Below are 17437 nucleotides of genomic sequence, written 5' to 3'. Positions count from 1 at the left end.
GCGTAAGACGGGCATGTTTATGCAGGTTCATCCGGGGCTCCTGGGGGCTGGGTTGGCTTCGCAACCTCCATCTTCCAGAGATGCCCCGGATGAACAACCTACTGAGAGATCACAGCTAGCGCCTGCGCGGCGGGCGGGTGGATTCGCGGAACAGCAGCGTGTGCTCGACGCGGACCATGCGCCCGGCCCCGGGACTGCGGATCCGCTCGAGCAGTTCCAGCGTGGCCAGCCGGCCCATTTCCGCGGTCGGCTGGCGCACCGTGGTCAGCGCGGGATAGATGTGGCGGGCGATGGGAGTGTCGTCGAAACCGCAGACGGAAAGCTGCCGCGGGACGGCGATGCCGCGCTCGCCGGCGGCGCGGATCACGCCGGCGGCCATGTCGTCGTTGGCGGCGAAGATGGCGGTCGGCGGGTCGGGGAGGTCGAGCAGCGCATTGGCGCCGGCCATGCCCGATTCGAACGAGAACTGGCCGGATGCCACCAGTTGCGGATCGTAGGCGATGCCCGCCTTGCGCAGCGCCTCGCGATAACCGGCGTGGCGCCACTGGCAGGCGCCGTGCGCGCGCGGCCCCTTGATGTGGCCGATGCGCCGGTGCCCCAGTTCGATCAGTCCCGCCATGAGTTCCAGCACCGCGCTGGTCTCGTCCATCATCACGCCGATGCGCCCGCGCGGGTCGCGCGGCGCGATGCAGGCGAACGGGACGCCGCGCTCTTCCAGGTAGGACAGCACGACGCCGTCGTCGGTCAGCGGCGGGATCAGCACCACGCCATCGGGCCCGAAATTCTCGAACAGTCCCTTGATGTCGCCCGCGGTGTGCTTGCCCGAACCGACCGGCCCCAGGATCAGGTTGTAGTGGTTGGCGTGGCAGGCCTCGAGCATGCCGCCCTGGATTTCCATCAGGTAGTTGCGCGAGGGATTGTTGTAGACCAGCGCCACCGCGTACGAGCGCTGGCCGGCCAGGCTGCGGGCGGAGAGGTTGGGTTTGTACTGCAGCAGTTCGACCGCCTGCATCACCCGGTCGCGGGTCTCGCTGCGCACGTTCGGTTCGTTGTTGAGAACCCGGGAAACGGTTTTCATGGACACGCCCGCAGCGGCGGCTACATCCTCGATACGGCTACGCATGATCCAGATCCCGCTCCGAAGTGGGCCAGCCATAAGGCGGCCGGGTTTGTAGGGACAATTCTGCCAGTGCGCCATGCAGCTGTGTACCCGCGGTCGACGGTATGCGCCTGTCCATGCAGGCAGGCGATACCGCCGTCACGTCGGGTTGCTGCGCAACGTCACCCATGTGGACGGCAGGAGAACGCGGACAGAGACGCGACGGGCTCCCGGATCGTCGGTCGCGTTCGCCGTGCGATGCCGCGACGCCTGCGGAAATTCCGCCGATAGGGTGTTGCCGATCCGCGCTCATGCGTGCTGCGGGGCAGCACGGGGATGCATGCGCGGTGGCGCACGATGGGGTTTCCGCTCGTATCTGCATGGCAAAACGGCACGTGGCGAGTCCGATTGTTGACATACTTTTGCGGGAATCATATGACAACGCTGTCACACGCAGTGTCGACGCGATGCGCTGGTCCAGTTGCCGTACGTGGGGCCTGCATCCGTTGCCGGAACTGCCGTGCCGGCGGGGAAGGCATGGCGTCCGATGATCGATTTCGAAAACGATGGAGATGCACGTGGAAGCTCCTGGCATGATGGCTCTGTGCAGCTGCCTGACCGCAGCGCTGGCACCGGGGCGGAAGCGTGTGCTCAAGGTGCCGCGGGCCTGCTTCGCCAACCGCGGCGTGGACCCGGGAGACATCGACGTGCCCTTCGGCATCACGGCCGATGCGCCGTTCGCCGCGGCATCCACCAACATCCGCGTGGTCGCGGGCGCGGCAGCCGAGGCGGAGGCATTCGATTGCGGCGCGGTCGCGCACTGATCGGCGCGATCATCCCGGTGCGCTGGCGGATGTCGACAAGTACCGGCCGGAACCTGTGGATTGTAGTGCCGGCCATCCATGGAGCTGACGGAGCGCCGGCTTCCGCCCTGGCAGCGCCGCGGTCTTTCGCATCGTGTGCCAGGGGCTACCCCGGGCCGAGGCAGTGGGAGGAAACGATGAAACGGTGCACAACGCTTCTGCTTGCCGTATTGCTTCTGCCGTCGTTGCCGGCATGGGCCGGGCCGGGCGGTGCGCTCGCATGGCCGGACGGGAAAAAGGCCGCGGTCAGCCTCGCCTACGACGACGCGCTGGACTCGCAGTTGGACAACGCCATCCCGGCGCTGGACAGGCATGGGTTCAAGGGGAGCTTCTACCTGCAGTTGTCGCGCGAACCGGTGCGCCTGCGGCTGGAAGAATGGCGCGCTGCCGCGCGCAACGGCCACGAACTGGGAAACCACACGCTGTTCCACCAGTGTTCCGGCTCGGTGGAAGGACGCGACTGGGTGGAACCGCAGCGGGACCTGGATACGACCGCGGCGGCGGCGATGAAGGAGCAGGTGCTGCTGGCCAACGTCATGCTGACCGCGATCGACGGGAAGCGCGAACGCACCTTCACCGTGCCTTGCGGCGAGGCCATGGCCGGCGGCGAGGACTATGTCGATGCGGTGAAGGATGCCTTCGTGGCGATCAAGCGCGGCGAAGGCGCGGTGACCCCCGACATGCGGACGCTCGACCCCCATGCCGTCACCGTCGGGGCGCCGGTCGAGGCCAGCGGCCGGCAGCTGATCGCGCAGGTGGAAGAGGCCGCGCGCCGGGGCACGATGGTCAACTTCACCTTCCACGGCATCGGCGGCGATTACCTGGCCGTCTCGAACCAGGCCCATGAGGAACTGTTGGCCTACCTGGCGGCACATCGCGACGTGTACTGGGTCGAGACCTTCGTGACGCTGATGAAGTACGTGAGGCAACAGCAGTCCCCGCCTGGCGAGCCCTGAGGGCATGCCACGATTCTGGACGGACGGAAGGGAGATGCCGGCGGCGACTGCCGATTTCTCCCGCGCATGGGTTTCCGGAACTTTCTCCGAAGGGGCGCTGCCAGCTGAGCTTCGCTTCGTGGTGGATGCCGAGGGCGGGAGGAGCAAGCGGGTTCGTGCACCGTCGCACGCTCGTCCGCGTTGCGGACGGGCCGGGAATCCCGACGGGGAACAAGTGGAAGAATGGCGCGCCCGGAGGGGTAAGCCGATGCGCTTGCGAACCACTGGTTCGCGCATCGTCGCACGCCCGTCCGCGTTGCGGACGGGCCGGGAATCCCGACGGGGAACAAGTGGAAGAATGGCGCGCCCGGAGGGGTAAGCCGATGCGCTTGCGAACCATTGGTTCGCGCATCGTCGCACGCCCGTCCGCGTTGCGGACGGGCCGGGAATCCCGACGGGGAACAAGTGGAAGAATGGCGCGCCCGGAGGGATTCGAACCCCCGACGGCTTCGGAAGCCACTAACTGAACGATGCGTCTAGATGCATTCTGTTCTGACTGGTACGCCCCCGCTTTCGTAGACGGTTAGGGGCTTTGTTTTGAGTTAGCCGCCTCAAACATCATTGGCGCAAGGCCTCCCAGATGTCCATGGCGGCGCTGTCGATTGTAGAAAACCTCGATGTAATCGAACACGTCGCTGCGTGCTTCTTCGCGACTGCTATACACCCTGCCACGTACGCGCTCCTTCTTCAGGCTGCTGAAGAAGGACTCAGCCACTGAGTTGTCCCAGCAGTTGCCACGACGACTCATGCTGACTTCCAAGCCGTGCTCGCGGCAAAAGCGACGCCAGTCGTCGCTGCCGTATTGCACGCCCTGGTCGGAGTGAATGACGACCTCCGAAGTGGGGCGGCGGCGCCAGATGGCCATCAACAGTGCGTCCATCGCCAGTTCGCGCGCCAAGCTGGACTTCATCGACCAACCAATGACCGCGCGCGAGTAGAGGTCGATCACCACGGCCAGATACAACCAACCTTCGGCGGTGCGCAGGTAAGTGATGTCGGTGACCCAGGCAAGGTCGGGTTGCTTGACCGTGAACTGTCGTTGCAAGCGATTGGGCGCCACGACTGCAGGCTTACCGCCCTTGTATCTGCGACGCAGCGGAGAGCGCACCGAGCGCAGTCCCTTCTGTCGCATCAATCGCTCCACCCGCTTGCGACCAATACGTTCGCCGGCTTCGGTCAGATCGCGGTGCACATTACGACTGCCGTACACGCCGCCGGAGGCCAGGTAAGACTCCTCGATGTACGCCAACAGGCGCGCATCGTCTTTGGCACGTGCCGACTGCGGACACTTCAGCCATGCGTAGTAACCGCTGCGCTCTACCTTGAGCACCCGGCACATCGTCACAACCCGAAACTGCTGCTGATGGGCCTGCATGAAGGCGTACCTTGCCCTTACCCCTTGGCAAAGTACGCGGCGGCCTTTTTTAAGATGTCGCGCTCCTCTTCGGCGCGACGCAGCTCGGCACGCAGCCGGGCGTTCTCCTGAACCAGGTCAACGCTCTTCTTGGCTTTGCGCACTTCGCGACTGATCCCGCGCTCACGAAGCCAACCGTAGAGGCTGTGCGATGACACGCCAAGCCGCTCGGCCACTTCAGTGACTGGGTAACCACGCTCGCTGACCTGCTTGACCGCCTCGGCCTTGAACTCGTCTGTGAATCGCTTGCTCGCCATAGATCCTCCGATCCTCAAAAGACACTATCAGGTGTCTACGGAATCGGGGGCGTACCACGCTTCTCTAACACTTCATCGAGCGAAATTTCTCCCATGAAACCGCCTGCACTGTTTGCAGACTCCCGCTGTTCGATCGCGTGGGCGAAGACGACAGCCGGGTCGGCTTCCAATTGGCCGTACAAGCGCTGCAGGTTCGGATAGTCGCGGCGGTCGACGACCTGGTGGTACTCGTTCCAGCGCGCAATCCCAATGAAATAGGCATCGGCGAGTGTGCGGTGTCCGCCCAGCAACCAAGGCTGATCGCCGAGCATGGCTTCAAGGTCGGCATGCGCCTTGAGTACCTTGGCTTGGCCGTAGTGGGTCAGCGCCTTCTTCTCCGTGGCCTCAAGATCATGCTCGAGGGCGTACCAGAAGGGTGCGTACGCATCGAAGAAGCTGGTGTTGAGGTAGGCCAGCACCTGGTTGAGCCGGTCGAACGCCGGCGTCCCCTGCGTGAAGGTGAGCGCGCGGTCCAGGTCCAGTGCGCCGATGTGGTTGAGGATGGCAAGACTCTCGCTGATGAAGTCGCCTGCCGCGGTACGCATCGTCGGCGTTTCGCCGACGGCGTTGATGCGCTTGTAGGCATCACTGCTGACGACGTCGGGCATCTCGATGCGGCAGAGCTGGTAGGGCCGGCCGAGCCACTCCAGGGCGACGATGGAACCGAACGAGCATCCCGAGGGCACCCCGTAGAAGAGCGTGGGAAGGTCGTTGTCATGGGGAATCTTCATCGCATGGATCCTTGTAGGGGAGATTGATCGGCGACCGTGGTCGTCCCAGACAAGATAATTTCATGGACTTTGGCTGTGTAGTAGCCGAATAATGGACTTATCGTCCACATTTGTGGCCCTTGATCGACGGGCATGATCAACCTCAACGACCTGGTGCTCTTCGCCGCTGCGGTCGAACACGGCGGCTTTGCCGCCGCCTCGCGCCGGCTTGGCCTTCCCAAGTCGACGATCAGCAAACGCGTGGCCGAGCTCGAGGACGCGCTGTCGACGCGCCTGATCCACCGCACCTCGCGAAGCTTCACCCTGACCGAGCTCGGGCGGGACTTCTATGAGCATGCACGCGCCGCGCTGATCGAAGCCGAAGCCGCCGAGGCCATCGTCCGCCGGCGCCAGTCCGAACCCAGCGGCACGGTGCGCATCAGTGCATCGGTCCCGGTCGCGCAGGGCGATCTCGCTGCGCACCTGCCGCGCCTGGTGCGTGCGTATCCGAAGGTGCAGGTGGAACTCGACGTCAACGACCGCTTCGTCGACGTCCTGCAGGAAGGCGTGGACATCGCCGTGCGCAGCCATTTCGCGCCGCTTCCGGATTCGGGATTGGTACAGCGGCAGCTGATGGTCGAACCGATCATCCTGGTCGCCGCACCCGGTTACATCGATCAGCATGGGATGCCGCAGTCGCCTGCGGAGCTACAGGATCATCTGGGCCTGCTCACGGCGCCCTCCGCAGGTGCGTGGCGGCTGTCCGGCGCACACGGCCAACGCGCGGATGCCTCCCCGCGACAGGCGATGGTGGCGAACGAATCCGTGGTGCTCATCGCAGCCGCCATCGCGGGGCTAGGCGTCGTCTGCCTGCCCGAGCGAATGTGTCGTGATGCGATCGCCGCTTCGCAACTGACGCATGTGCTGCCGGAATGGAACGCCGGCACCGTGACGACGTCGCTGGTGATGCCGCATCGGCGGGGCCAGTTGCCCGCCGTGCGTGCGACGGTGGAGTTTCTCGTCGAGTGCTTCAGGGATGTGACCTAGCGGGGGCCTCGTACAACGCGCTTCGTAGCAGATACCTGCGCCTGCGGAAGATGGTGAAGCTAGTCATGGGTCTCACCGGACAACGGCGTCTTCCGCATGGACTCGCGTGCCTCGAAGGCGTCGAACCAGGCGGCCAACCGGGGATGCCCTTCACGGAAGTCCGGAAGGTCGCGGAACGCGATCCAGCTCAACGCAGTCGCCAACCCGATATGACCCACATGGACAGACTCGTTCCCGTCGATTTCCTGCTCAAGCCAGTCGTAGGTGGTCCGAAGCTTCTCCGTGTAGCCGTCGCGCAGCGGCGGATATCGCAACTCGGCGGGTCGTCGCACCGTCTCCCAGCGCAGCGCGATGCCGGCGTCGCACAACCCTTGGGCGGCGGCCTGGAGGCGCAGCGCGCGCCAGCGGGGCTCGCCCTCCTGCGGGATCAGACGCGGTCCCGCATGCAACGTGTCGAAGTAGGCGCAGATCACGTCCGAGTCGAAGATTGCATCGGCACCGGTGCGCAACAACACCGGCACCTTGCCCAAGGGATTGCGTGCAAAGACCTCTGGGTTCTTCACCGTCGGGCTGGTTTCCTGGTGAATGACTTCAAGCGCGGCCGCGATGCCGGCCTCGTGAGCGAAAACGAGCGTCTTGCGGGCATACGGGGAGTGAGTCTGGTAAAGCAGTTTCATGGTCATGGCTGATGGTCCGGTTGGTAAGGAAGCGCGTGGGCCGACGATGCGGCATGTCGCTGCGTATCGCGCAACACGAGAGCCATGGCGAGGGTCAGCCGGATCGCGGTCGGGACATGCAGGAACTCATTGGGCCCATGGGCATTGGACTGGGGACCCAGCACGCCGGTCACGATGAACTGCGCATGCGGAAAGCGCTCGCCCAGCATGGAAAGAAACGGAATGCCGCCGCCTCCTATCGACGCCGGCGGCGCACCGAAAGCGGCTATCGACGCTTCTTGCACGCTGCGTTCCAGCCAAGCCGACAGGGGAGGTGCCACCCAACCTTTCGATTGCAGTTGGGGCTGGAAAACGGCGTGCGCGCCGTAAGGAGGATCCGTTTCGAGCAGCATCTTGAGTGCCTCGGTCGCGGCCAGCGGATCCACGGTAGGAGGCAAGCGCAGGCCGATCTTCAGGCTCGTGCTGGGCTGGGTGACGGCAGCGGCGTGCGCAACTGCTGGCAGGCCATCGATCCCGATGACGGCCAGTTGGGGACGCCAGGCACGATTGAGGATCAGCTCGGCAACCTCCTCCGAGACCGGACGGACGCCGTGCGCCAGGGGAAGTTGCTCGTAGAAGCTGGTCCCCAGTGCCTGTGCGGCGCGCTCGGCTTGCAGGCGGTTCTGGGCCGGGATGGGTGCGTGGAATGTCTCGGTCACCTCGCCGCTGTCCTCGCATTCGAGCCGGGACAGCAGTCGGCGGGCGACGCGGAAGCTCGACGGCACCACGCCCGACCCGTCGCCCGAGTGGATGCCTTCGTCCAGGACGCGGACCGTCAAGGTGCCGGCCACCTGCCCACGCAAGGACGTCGTGAGCCAGAGCTGGTCGTAGTTGCCGCAACCAGCGTCGAGCGCGACGACCAATTCGGGCGTGCCGATGCGATCAGCCAGATGCGCGACATAGAAGGGGAGATCCGCACTGCCGGACTCCTCGCAGGCTTCGATCAGGATCGTGCAGCGTGGCAGCGCGATGCCCTGCGCATGCAATGCGCGCAGGGCGGTGATGGCGCTGAAGAGCGCATAGCCATCATCGGCACCGCCTCGTCCATACAGTCGATCGCCTTCCAGCGATGGCGCCCATGCCGAACGGCCATGGGTCCAGCCGTCCATCGGCGGCTGCTTGTCCAGGTGGCCGTAGATCAACACGGGAGCACGTGTATCGCCGGGGACCTCGATGAAGATCACGGGTGTGCGCGTGTCCAGTCGCACGACCTCGATGCTCGCGCCGGGTATTGCCGTCAGTTGATCGCGCGACCAAGCGACCATGAGCTCGACAGCCCGGTCCATGTGGCCGTTTGCCTCCCAAGCGGGGTCGAAAGCCGGCGACTCGCAGGGAACGGCCATATAGGTCATGAGCGCGGGCATGACGTGCGAGGACCATATGTCCTCGATGAAATCCTGCAACGTGGGTAAATCCATCATCACCTCTTGATCGGAGGCGAGAATGCTAGGTGCGGACCTGCGTCGTTACGCAGCGATTCCGGCCACGCCTGCGCTTTTTTTCGGCGCAGTGCGCGGCGTATCATCCAACAATGACGCTGGATCGCTTCGACCGCCAGATTCTCAATCTGCTCCAGGAGGACGCGGCCCAGACGGCCGAGCGTCTTGCCGAGCAAGTGGCCCTGTCGCCATCGGCCGTCCAGCGCCGCGTTCGTCGGCTGCGCGAGTCCGGCGCCATCATTCGCGACATTTCGATCGTCGATCAGAAGCATGTGGGACGGCCGACATCGTTCATCGTCGCCGTCCAGGTCGAGCGCGAGCGTCCCGAACTATTGGCGCAGTTCAGGACCTGGCTGGCGGGACAGCCGCATGTGCAGCAGGCGTTCTACGTGACGGGCGAGGCCGACTTCATCCTGGTGATCACCGCGCCCGACACAGAAACTTACGACGCGCTGATGGCGCGCATGGTCGGTGAGAATGCCAACGTCAAGCGCTTCACCACCAATGTCGCCCTGAGCCTGGTCAAGCGTGGCCTGGCCATTCCGGTCCCTGCCGAACCAGAAGACTAGCGGGCGCTGCTGGAACGAGCGCAGGTCTTCGCGGAATTTTCCCTACCCTACTCGCGCAATTGCCGGGAAACCGCGCTGTGCCCTGCGTTTTCGCCCGGAACCGATATGGAGGCGTCGACATACTGGTGGCATGACAACGACATCCTCTTCGACACTGCAGCGCGACTGGAATCCCGGCGATCTCTGGGAGGGCTACCAGGCCACCTCGCTACTTGAAATTCCTGAACTGGCACAAGCCACTGGCGTCTCCAAGGTCTTCATCAAGAACGAAGTTGAGCGTCCGCTGGGGAACTTCAAGGTGCTCGGCGGCATGGTCGCAGCCTTCAAGGCAATGAAGCGCCGCGCAGACGCCTACCTCTCCTCGAACGACGGTGCCGTGCCCTTGCCGCACCTCGTGTGTGCGAGCGACGGCAATCATGGCTTGGCCGTTGCCTCGGCCGCACAGCATATGGGCGTGTCGGCCACGGTCTATCTGCCGGCATGCGCGAGTCCGTTACGTATCGAGCGAATCCGGACTGTCGGTGGTCGCGTCGTGCTGGTCGAAGGCACGTACGACGATGCGGTGCTGGCCGCCCGAACGGCCGCGAGCCATGAAGATGGGCTGCTGATTCCGGACACCACGTCGGACCCGCTAGATCCCGTGGTGCTGGACGTGATGAGGGGATATGGACAGATGACGGAGGAACTCACCGCGCAGTTCGCGTCCCAGGGCGATATCCGTCCGACCCATGCGTTCATTCAGGCCGGCGTGGGAGGGCTGGCAGCGGCCGTCGCCACAGGTTTGCAGATCAATGGGCTGGCGCCCATCCGCATCGTCGTCGTCGAGCCACGCAATGCGGCCTGTGTTGCGCATGCACTGCAGCAAGGACGGCCGGTACGCATAGCGGGCTCGCTTGGAACAACGGCCGAAATGTTGTCCTGTGGACTTGCTTCTGCACCGGCCCTGGACGTGCTGCTGGAACATCGCGCGCGATCGCTGCTCGTCGACGAAGTAGAGCTCCAAGCGGGGCCGAGCGCATCGCTCGCTACCACCGGACTGGCATCAACCCCGTCCGGCGCCGCAGGGCTGGCCGGGTTTCTGGTGGCAGCTGCAAATCCAGAAAAGCGCCGAGAGTATGGTCTCGACCCGAACAGCGTCGTTTTGCTTTTCAACACCGAAGGTGCTGTCGAGGATCAGAAACCTACATCGCACTAGGGGTGCATGGGTGCCGCAGCCGGCGCATGCATGTCGTAGCTGTGCATCTCATACGCATGACTTTAGGCGCTATCGCCTCGCCGTGTGCGTTGGCACGATCGTAGCCGAATTCTGAGGAACACCACTCCATGATTCGACAAATTCGTTTTCTTTCTGTCTTGGCAGCCATCGTCATCAGTGCCGGTGCCCATGCCCAGCCACCGAGGGGGCCGGAAATCCTCGTCGACGACGTCACGCGCTTCTACGAGCTATACGCCGCCACTGGCGGCAAACCGACGGCCAAGCAGCTTGAGCGTGACTATATGGCCAAAGCCACGCCAAGCTTGGTCGAGTTCGCCAAGCTGCGCCGCGTCACTGCGCAGAGCATCGCCGGCCGCATTGCGAAGGATCCCGCGATCTATGAAAAGGCAAGAGCCTGTATGGAAGTGCTTCCCGGCGTTAAGGCGCGACTGGCTGCGTCGTTCGCGACATTCGCAGATCTCTATCCGGAGGCGCGGTTTCCGCCTGTTGCCATCGTAGTAGGACATGGGAAGCCCGTTGGCACCGCTGATCGCGATGGCCTGTACATTGGATTGGAAGCCCTCTGCGCCGCGGACTTCATGAACCCCGATCTCGAGGATCGTTTTGTCCACGTCATCGCGCACGAATACGGACATATCCAGCAACCCGGCTCAGACTTCGAAGAGGGGAGCCCGAATGCCACAGTGCTTAGAGTGTCATTGCTGGAAGGCGTGGCTGAGTTGATTGCGGAGTTGACGTCCGGCAGCGTGGGAAATCCCGGTCTGACACGCTGGACGAACGGCAAGGAGGCGGACATCGAATCGGCATTCGTCCGTGATATGGACAGCACCGATCTGTCGAAGTGGGTATACAACTACCGTCCTGGTTCGGCTGAGCCCTACGATCTAGGCTACTGGGTCGGCTATCGCATCGCAAAGGCATACTATTCGGGATCGGATGATCCTAAGGCTGCTTTGAAGCAGCTCATCGAACTGGAGGATCCGAAGGCGATCCTTGAGGCGAGTGGCTGGACACCGGGCATGACCCTGCCGGAAACCCGCTGACCATGGCGTTTGGATTCTCGGTAGCACACGCTGCGATGCAAGCCCTCGTCGCACTCCTTGACTAAGCTGTGGATGGCGCGGATTTTGCAGCTGATTAGGTAGCATCCACCTGCGTATCCATATGCGCAGCAACATTCTGAGGAGTTGGCATGGACTCTACGGTTAGGCAGCTTGAGGAGGCGTTGCGCGACGCGATGCTTGCAAGCGATGTGGTCGCCCTGGATTCACTGATCGCGGACGGACTTATCTTCATAGGCCCCTCCGGTGACGTGTTCGGCAAGGACGATGATCTCGATCTTCACAGGTCTGGGCGACAGAAGCTGACGAAGGCGGAATGGCGATCTGTCGAGGTGGTGACGCACGGCCAGTCAGCAGTAGCGCTGGTGACTGCCGACCTTGCCGGAACGTTCGACGGTGCCGAATTCTCGGGCCACTTTCGGTACTGCCGTTTCTGGGCGAAAACCGATGCCGGTTGGAGGGTGGTCGGAGGGTCGGTTTTGGCTCAGTGATTGGCCACTGGATTGGAAGCTGCCTGTCAGTGCCGGTCACGAATCCGTAGCGTGTCGATTGCCTTTCGCGCAAAGGTTGATCGGTAGCGTATGCCTGCTTCTGGCCGACAGCTGCCATCCTGAAGATGACGTCCGCTTCCGGCCAGAAGCAGACGACCTACGCGGCTCCCTTGACAAGGGTCCACCCGATAAATATAGTTGCGACTAGCAACCAAGTGGGTGTGTATGCCATCCCAGAGAGCAAAAGCCAGCAAAGAGACCGCTTTGCTTACCGACGCAGAAGCGCTCAACGCGGCTGTCTCTCAGTTGGTCAGGGTGTATCAGTTCAGAGATCGAGACCGCATTTGTTGCTATGACATATCCGTCACCCAGTGTTATGCGCTTGAGGCTCTCGTGGAGCGCGGCCCCAGCCGCAGCCAGACGCTAGCTGATGCTTTGATGCTCGACAAGAGCACCACCACACGTGTCGTGGACGCTCTCGTAAAGAAAGGGTATGTGGTGAGGCAAGCCGAGGCAGAGGATGCTCGCGCGCTCGCCCTAAGCGTCACCCCGGAAGGACGTGCACTCTACGAGCGCATCAACAATGAACTCGTTGAGCAGCAGGCATCGCTAATTCAGGGTCTAGAGCCTGAGGTCAGGCGCGCCTCGATCGAGGTTATTCGTCGTCTTGCACGCGCTGCACAGGATCGGTTCGTTTCTGGGGTCAGCGTGGGCTCGTGCGAACCTTCTTGCGGCACGGACGCCACGCGCAAGTGCGGCTGATCTTTTGCCCAAATAGTTGTCACTAACAATGGAGAGTCGGAGTGCATCGCGACCACACGCCCAAGCGCTGGAATTTGCCCCACCTAGCACTGCTTTCATTGCTGCCGCTTGCTTGGCATTTCGTGCAAGAGCACAGCATTCCACCAGCCGTAGCATTGGGCGTTTGGCTTGCACTCAACCTGGCGGTGCTGTTGCTTGCCGAACGGAGACGCCCGTATCGAGACGACTGGCATGGGGATAAGCAGATCATGCGACGTGATGGTCTTATCGGTGGCGTCAACGTCGTCGTAGATGCAGCTGTGGGTGCAATGCTCACCGCCTTGGTTATCGCGTGGCTTCCTGGAAGCATCACGTGGTCACTTCCCCTGCAAGTTCTCGCGGGGGTTCTGGCGGCCGAGCTTGGCAGCTACTGGGTTCATCGTTTGAGCCACGCGGAGGGCTGGCTATGGCGGGTGCATGTAATGCACCACCTACCTGGCCGTCTCACGGCAACAAATGCGCTTCTGGCGCATCCCATCAATGCCGCCTACGACAAAGTAGCCAAACTGCTGCCCCTACTGATCTTAGGTCTGTCGCCTGAAGCCGTTGTTGCGATCGCTCTATTCGGTATCACTCAAGCTTTGGCCACCCACGCCAACGTTGCGGGGACCATTGGGCCACTGACTTGGCTGCTCGGTGGTGCTGAGCTTCATCGCCTGCATCACAGCACCAACGAAGCCGAGGCGGGCAACTTCGGGACGACGCTGCCCGTATGGGATCAGGTGTTCGGTACCTACAGGCGAGCTGCTGAGCCAGCGACTGTCGGGGTATTTGAGCCTCGGAGATATCCAGCGGAATCAGCGCTCGGCCCCCTCCTGATGCTTCCGTTCAAGCGCGCGACCAGCTGGGTCTCGTGCGCGATGAAGCGCTGCTGCCCGATAGGCGTTCACTGAGCACTTTCGCCTTTCCAAATTGTTGCTAGTGACAACTTTGAGCACGTATGAATTTTCGAAACGCAAGACCAAGTGACGCAGCGTCTGTAGCGAAGATCTATAACCAAGGCATCGTCGAGCGATCGTCCACGTTCGAAACGACGCTGCGCACTCCAGAGGACATGCTGATCCGTTTTGAAGATCAGACGAAGTATCCCGTTCTCGTGGCGGAGGATGATCGGGGCCGCGTGGTCGGCTGGGCGGGCCTGAGTAGCTACCGCATGCGCGACTGCTACGCGGGCATTGCCGAGTTCTCGATCTATCTGGATGAGAACGTCCGCGGACGGGGGATCGGGCGAGATTTGCTGGAAGCATTGGTGAATGAGGCGACCGCACTGCGGTACTGGAAGTTGGTATCGCGGATTTTTCCCTTCAACACCGCGAGCCGCGCCCTCTGCAGGTCATCCGGCTTCCGGGAGGTCGGCGTCTACGAAAGCCACGCGCAACTTGATGGTCGATGGCTGGACGTCGTGATCGTCGAGCGCCTTATCCCTGAAAACATGATCAACCGGGCAGTGTTCACCGCGCCCGCTCCTTCCAACTGAGGAATCGCAATGAATACTGATCTTCCCGTTGTCGTCATCGGCGCTGGCCCTGTCGGTCTAGCCGCAGCAGCACATCTGCTGGCGCGTGGGCGCTCGCCTCTTGTACTTGAAGCGGGCGGAACTGTCGGTTCTGGCATGCGGCGCTGGGCACACGTGCGCATGTTCTCCCCTTGGGAGTTCAACATTGATCGCGAGGCGGGGGAAATTCTCGCGCGTCATGGCTGGTCAGCGCCAGACCCGAAACATTTCCCCACAGGGGGTGAAGTCGTCGACCGGTATCTTCGGCCACTGGCGGCTACTGCAGAAATGGCGGCCATCATCCGTACCAACGCGCGCGTTACCGCGGTCACGCGACTGAGTAAGGATCGTATGAAAGACGAACGACGCGATAACAGCCCGTTCTTAGTTCGGTACTCGGACGAAAGCGGCGAACATGAACTCCTGGCTGAGGCCGTGGTAGATGCCTCAGGGACCATGGACACGCCGAACCCTGCCGGCGCCTCAGGCTTGCCGGCGCTGGGGGAGACCGCGCTACGCGCGCACGTCTTCTATGGCATGCCAGATGTGCTCGGTAGTGAGCGCGCGCGGTACGAGGGAAAGCGCGTGCTTGTCATTGGCAGCGGGCATTCGGCCTTCAACGTCCTGGCGGATCTGGCCAAGCTGTCTGATCGGTCGCCTGGCATGCAGATCCAATGGGCGTTGCGGCGCCAGAGCACTGCACGCGTGCTTGGCGGTGGCAAAGGTGACCAGCTAAAGGAGCGGGGGCGACTCGGCCTGACCATTGCCGACCTTGCCAAGCGCGGAGTCATTCAGGTTGCAACCGGATTCTACTTGGACAAGCTGGAGCAGACTCCGGAGGGCATCATCCCCACGAGTGGATCACGGGCGCTCGGGCCGGTTGATGAGATCGTGGTCGCAACAGGGTTTCGCCCGGACGTCGCACTTCTCTCCGAGCTACGAATTTCCCTAGATCAAGGAACACAGGCGCCGACGGCACTGGCCCCGCTAATAGACCCTAACCTGCACAGCTGTGGAAGTGTCCGACCGCACGGTGCAGAAGAACTCAAGCACCCTGATCCCGGCGTCTACATCGTAGGCATGAAGAGCTACGGCCGCGCGCCCACCTTCCTACTGCTGACCGGATATGAGCAAGTGCGCTCAGTCGCAGCTGCAATCGCGGGAGATTGGGAGGCCGCAAGACGGGTGGAGTTGGTGCTGCCGGAGACTGGCGTATGCATTACGCAGTTCAACGATGAGGAGGCTGAGGCTCCGGTGTCCGCGGGCTGTTGTGCGCCCAAGCCCGAAGAGCTGATCACAAGAAGCGAGACTTGCTGTGGTGGCCCTGCTCCGCAGGGCATGGATGCGTGCTGCGTCAAAGATGCGCAGGCCAAGCAAGCGGGCGAGTCGGGTTGTGGCTGTCAGAAGGCCTCGCCGACTGCGCACCCACGATCGACCTGCTGCTCCTGAAATGTCTCCCACGCAGAAGCGCGCGGTTTGGCTGCTTGGTCTTTGCCAGTGCATCCTCTGGGGCGTGCTCTATTACAGCTTCTCTGTGCTACTCGTGCCATTGGAGCAAGCGCTGGAGACAACACGAACCGTTGTCGCAGGTGCTTTCTCTACCGGCTTAATTGCGATGGCTTGTATTGCGCCCCAAGTAGGGCGCTGGCTGGATAGCGGTAATTCCAGGCGTGTTACCCACTATGGTCTTGCACTTGCCATGCTGGGGCTGCTTTTACTCGGGCTGTCTGACGGGATCGCATTGCTCTATGCAGCTTGGTTAGTAATGGGAATTGCGATGGCACTGCTGCTGTATGAGCCTGCCTTCGTCCTAGTGATGCATGCCGTCGTCGAGCCCGGCCACCGGCTCCGGTCCCTGGCAGCCGTAACGATCATGGGGGGCTTGGCGAGCACTATCTTCCTTCCGCTGACCTCATATGTGATCGATCTGTGGGGCTGGCGGGCCGCTGTCTTCTCGGGTGCTTGCGCTGTGCTGTTGGTGGCATACCTTATGGAGGCATGGGTTCTTCCGTCGCTTCCTTCTATGCAACAGGATGCTAAGCGGGCGGCCTTCACGCATAAGGCGTGGCCTCGCTTTATGCCTTCGCTTGCCGTCGTCTTCGGCATCGGGAGTCTTGCCAGCATCGCGTTGACGACGTTGCTGATTCCATTTCTTATCGAGCGTGGAACCTCTGCGAGTGCAGCGGCTCTTGTCCTTGCCGCATTCGGTGCTGCACAGCTTCCAGGGCGAATCTGGCTACTGCGCCAGACCAGAGCTCTCTCCGCAACGACGCTCACGATTACCCCGATCCTCCTTATGGCGCTGGGCATGCTGGGCGTCACCTTGGTCGACAATCCATGGATCAGTCTGGTTGCAGTAGCCGTATTCGGATTAGGGGCTGGCTTGCAGACGCTCGCCAAACCCTGGCTCGTCCAGGCCATCTACGGATCGTCATCGGCAGGCCAATGGAATGGCGAGATCGCTCGCGTCCAAGGCTTCGCCCGGGCGGTGACCCCTGTGGCTGTGGCCGGCGTGTCCATAGTGTGGGGCATCGCCTCCGTACTGGTGGCGATGGCTATCCTTCTGGCCGCGACGCTTCCGATCGCGCACAGACTTCGCACAACCGATGGGCGTGGGATCTTGTAGCTCGACGGCCTGGCCCATCGGGCGCTCTCAGAGCCGGCGATGTCCGTAAGGCCAACCCAAGGCAAGACGCTGGCCGTCATGCAAGTCTTTGGTGGTTCGCAGTCCTTCAATGCATCAACCAGCTCCGCGTACTTGGACGTTGGATGCTCATGATCACGACCCCCAACCAGTCCTCTGTTGCAAAGGCGTTCAACGAGTTCGACGAAGATGGGCGCATGAAGCCCTCCGCGTTCTACGACCGCGTCGTGGACGTCGGTGATTGTGGACATCTACACGCATGGCGATGGAGTGGGTGCGAACAAGGCGACGCCCGAAGAGGTCGGGGCCTCGATGAACAATCCCTTGGTCGTGTCGTGCGTTGCCCTGCAGAGCCTGCTTGCGCTTTGTGACCCAAGCGAAGCGAGGGATGCCGCAGAGGTTGAGCTCAAGGAGGTGCGAAGGCTGTTAGAAAGAATGCGGCCGTTGACCGATGTGGTGCTGGCGACGTCCCCCCGCCTTCAGTAGCACGGCGGTTTAGAGTCCGGGATCAATCGTAGCGGATGCCAGCTGGCTGGCGTAGTCGCTCGGGGTCAGTCCGCCGAGCACCTTCTTGGGTCGCT

At 62.6% G+C, this 17437-nt stretch carries 17 protein-coding genes and 1 pseudogene; 13 read left to right on the top strand and 5 right to left on the bottom strand.

The genetic code is table 11. The annotated features are described in order from the left end of the window. Positions 1 to 115: 115 nt before the first annotated feature. Entirely contained in the window at positions 116 to 1123 is a 1008-nt protein-coding gene (locus OK345_RS17590) for a LacI family DNA-binding transcriptional regulator (RefSeq protein WP_265129310.1), read from the bottom strand. Positions 1124 to 1692: 569 nt separating this feature from the next. Between OK345_RS17590 and OK345_RS17585 the strand changes: the two genes are divergently transcribed. After that, positions 1693 to 1923, top strand: a complete 231-nt coding sequence (locus OK345_RS17585; RefSeq protein ID WP_265129309.1) for a putative glycoside hydrolase — start codon at positions 1693 to 1695, stop codon at positions 1921 to 1923. 176 nt (positions 1924 to 2099) lie between these two features. Beyond that, positions 2100 to 2918: a polysaccharide deacetylase family protein gene (locus OK345_RS17580; RefSeq protein WP_265129308.1), complete on the top strand. Its 819-nt coding sequence runs from the start codon at positions 2100 to 2102 to the stop codon at positions 2916 to 2918. A gap of 562 nt (positions 2919 to 3480) precedes the next feature. Here the strand turns inward: OK345_RS17580 and OK345_RS17575 are convergent. Next, positions 3481 to 4628 (bottom strand): IS3 family transposase gene (locus tag OK345_RS17575; RefSeq protein ID WP_265129307.1). Its coding sequence is split into 2 segments (ribosomal slippage): positions 3481 to 4376 and positions 4376 to 4628, totalling 1149 coding nucleotides; the frame shifts between segments, so codons are not numbered across the junction. 35 nt (positions 4629 to 4663) lie between these two features. Continuing rightward, complete coding sequence (locus OK345_RS17570; RefSeq protein ID WP_265129306.1) at positions 4664 to 5398, bottom strand: glutathione S-transferase family protein; 735 nt, start codon at positions 5396 to 5398, stop codon at positions 4664 to 4666. Between the two features lie 132 nt (positions 5399 to 5530). On the opposite strand from OK345_RS17570, the gene OK345_RS17565 reads away from it, so the two are divergent. Beyond that, complete coding sequence (locus OK345_RS17565) at positions 5531 to 6424, top strand: LysR substrate-binding domain-containing protein (RefSeq protein WP_265129305.1); 894 nt, start codon at positions 5531 to 5533, stop codon at positions 6422 to 6424. Between the two features lie 59 nt (positions 6425 to 6483). Here OK345_RS17565 and OK345_RS17560 read toward each other — a convergent pair whose 3' ends face one another. Together OK345_RS17560 and OK345_RS17555 are read right to left on the bottom strand one after the other, a co-directional pair. After that, complete coding sequence (locus OK345_RS17560) at positions 6484 to 7107, bottom strand: glutathione S-transferase family protein (RefSeq protein ID WP_265129303.1); 624 nt, start codon at positions 7105 to 7107, stop codon at positions 6484 to 6486. Then, positions 7104 to 8558 (bottom strand): M20/M25/M40 family metallo-hydrolase, encoded by a 1455-nt coding sequence (locus tag OK345_RS17555; RefSeq protein WP_265129302.1) that lies wholly within the window; start codon positions 8556 to 8558, stop codon positions 7104 to 7106. Before OK345_RS17555 ends, OK345_RS17560 begins: the two co-directional genes overlap by 4 nt. A 113-nt stretch (positions 8559 to 8671) precedes the next feature. Here OK345_RS17555 and OK345_RS17550 point away from each other — a divergent pair, with 113 nt between their 5' ends. The 10 genes and pseudogenes from OK345_RS17550 to OK345_RS17505 all read left to right on the top strand — a co-directional run. Next, positions 8672 to 9148: an Lrp/AsnC family transcriptional regulator gene (locus OK345_RS17550; RefSeq protein ID WP_265129301.1), complete on the top strand. Its 477-nt coding sequence runs from the start codon at positions 8672 to 8674 to the stop codon at positions 9146 to 9148. Positions 9149 to 9278: 130 nt separating this feature from the next. After that, a complete protein-coding gene (locus OK345_RS17545) occupies positions 9279 to 10343 on the top strand; it encodes a pyridoxal-phosphate dependent enzyme (RefSeq protein ID WP_265129300.1) in 1065 nt (354 codons plus the stop codon). A gap of 128 nt (positions 10344 to 10471) precedes the next feature. Further along, positions 10472 to 11407, top strand: a complete 936-nt coding sequence (locus OK345_RS17540) for a DUF2268 domain-containing putative Zn-dependent protease (RefSeq protein WP_265129299.1) — start codon at positions 10472 to 10474, stop codon at positions 11405 to 11407. 149 nt (positions 11408 to 11556) lie between these two features. After that, the gene (locus OK345_RS17535; RefSeq protein WP_265129298.1) at positions 11557 to 11916 is read left to right on the top strand and encodes a nuclear transport factor 2 family protein; all 360 of its coding nucleotides are present in this window, start codon (positions 11557 to 11559) and stop codon (positions 11914 to 11916) included. 225 nt (positions 11917 to 12141) lie between these two features. Next, positions 12142 to 12678 (top strand): MarR family winged helix-turn-helix transcriptional regulator, encoded by a 537-nt coding sequence (locus OK345_RS17530; RefSeq protein WP_265129297.1) that lies wholly within the window; start codon positions 12142 to 12144, stop codon positions 12676 to 12678. A gap of 41 nt (positions 12679 to 12719) precedes the next feature. Further along, complete coding sequence (locus tag OK345_RS17525) at positions 12720 to 13610, top strand: sterol desaturase family protein (protein WP_265129296.1); 891 nt, start codon at positions 12720 to 12722, stop codon at positions 13608 to 13610. Between the two features lie 47 nt (positions 13611 to 13657). Continuing rightward, positions 13658 to 14194, top strand: a complete 537-nt coding sequence (locus tag OK345_RS17520) for an arsinothricin resistance N-acetyltransferase ArsN1 family A (protein WP_265129295.1) — start codon at positions 13658 to 13660, stop codon at positions 14192 to 14194. Between the two features lie 9 nt (positions 14195 to 14203). Further along, positions 14204 to 15661 carry an NAD(P)-binding domain-containing protein gene (locus OK345_RS17515; RefSeq protein WP_265129294.1) on the top strand — a complete coding sequence of 486 codons (1458 nt, stop codon included), beginning with the start codon at positions 14204 to 14206 and terminating at the stop codon, positions 15659 to 15661. Between the two features lies 1 nt (position 15662). After that, positions 15663 to 16838 (top strand): MFS transporter, encoded by a 1176-nt coding sequence (locus OK345_RS17510; protein ID WP_265129293.1) that lies wholly within the window; start codon positions 15663 to 15665, stop codon positions 16836 to 16838. 42 nt (positions 16839 to 16880) lie between these two features. Beyond that, positions 16881 to 17092, top strand: a pseudogene (locus OK345_RS17505) (arsenical resistance protein ArsH); the annotation flags it as partial. Between the last annotated feature and the right edge of the window lie 345 nt (positions 17093 to 17437).

It is taken from the genome of Xanthomonas chitinilytica (assembly GCF_026107455.2).
GTDB lineage: Bacteria > Pseudomonadota > Gammaproteobacteria > Xanthomonadales > Xanthomonadaceae > Stenotrophomonas > Stenotrophomonas chitinilytica.
Note: the sequence above shows the minus strand (reverse complement) of the source record. Positions and strands in the feature narration are given on the sequence as shown.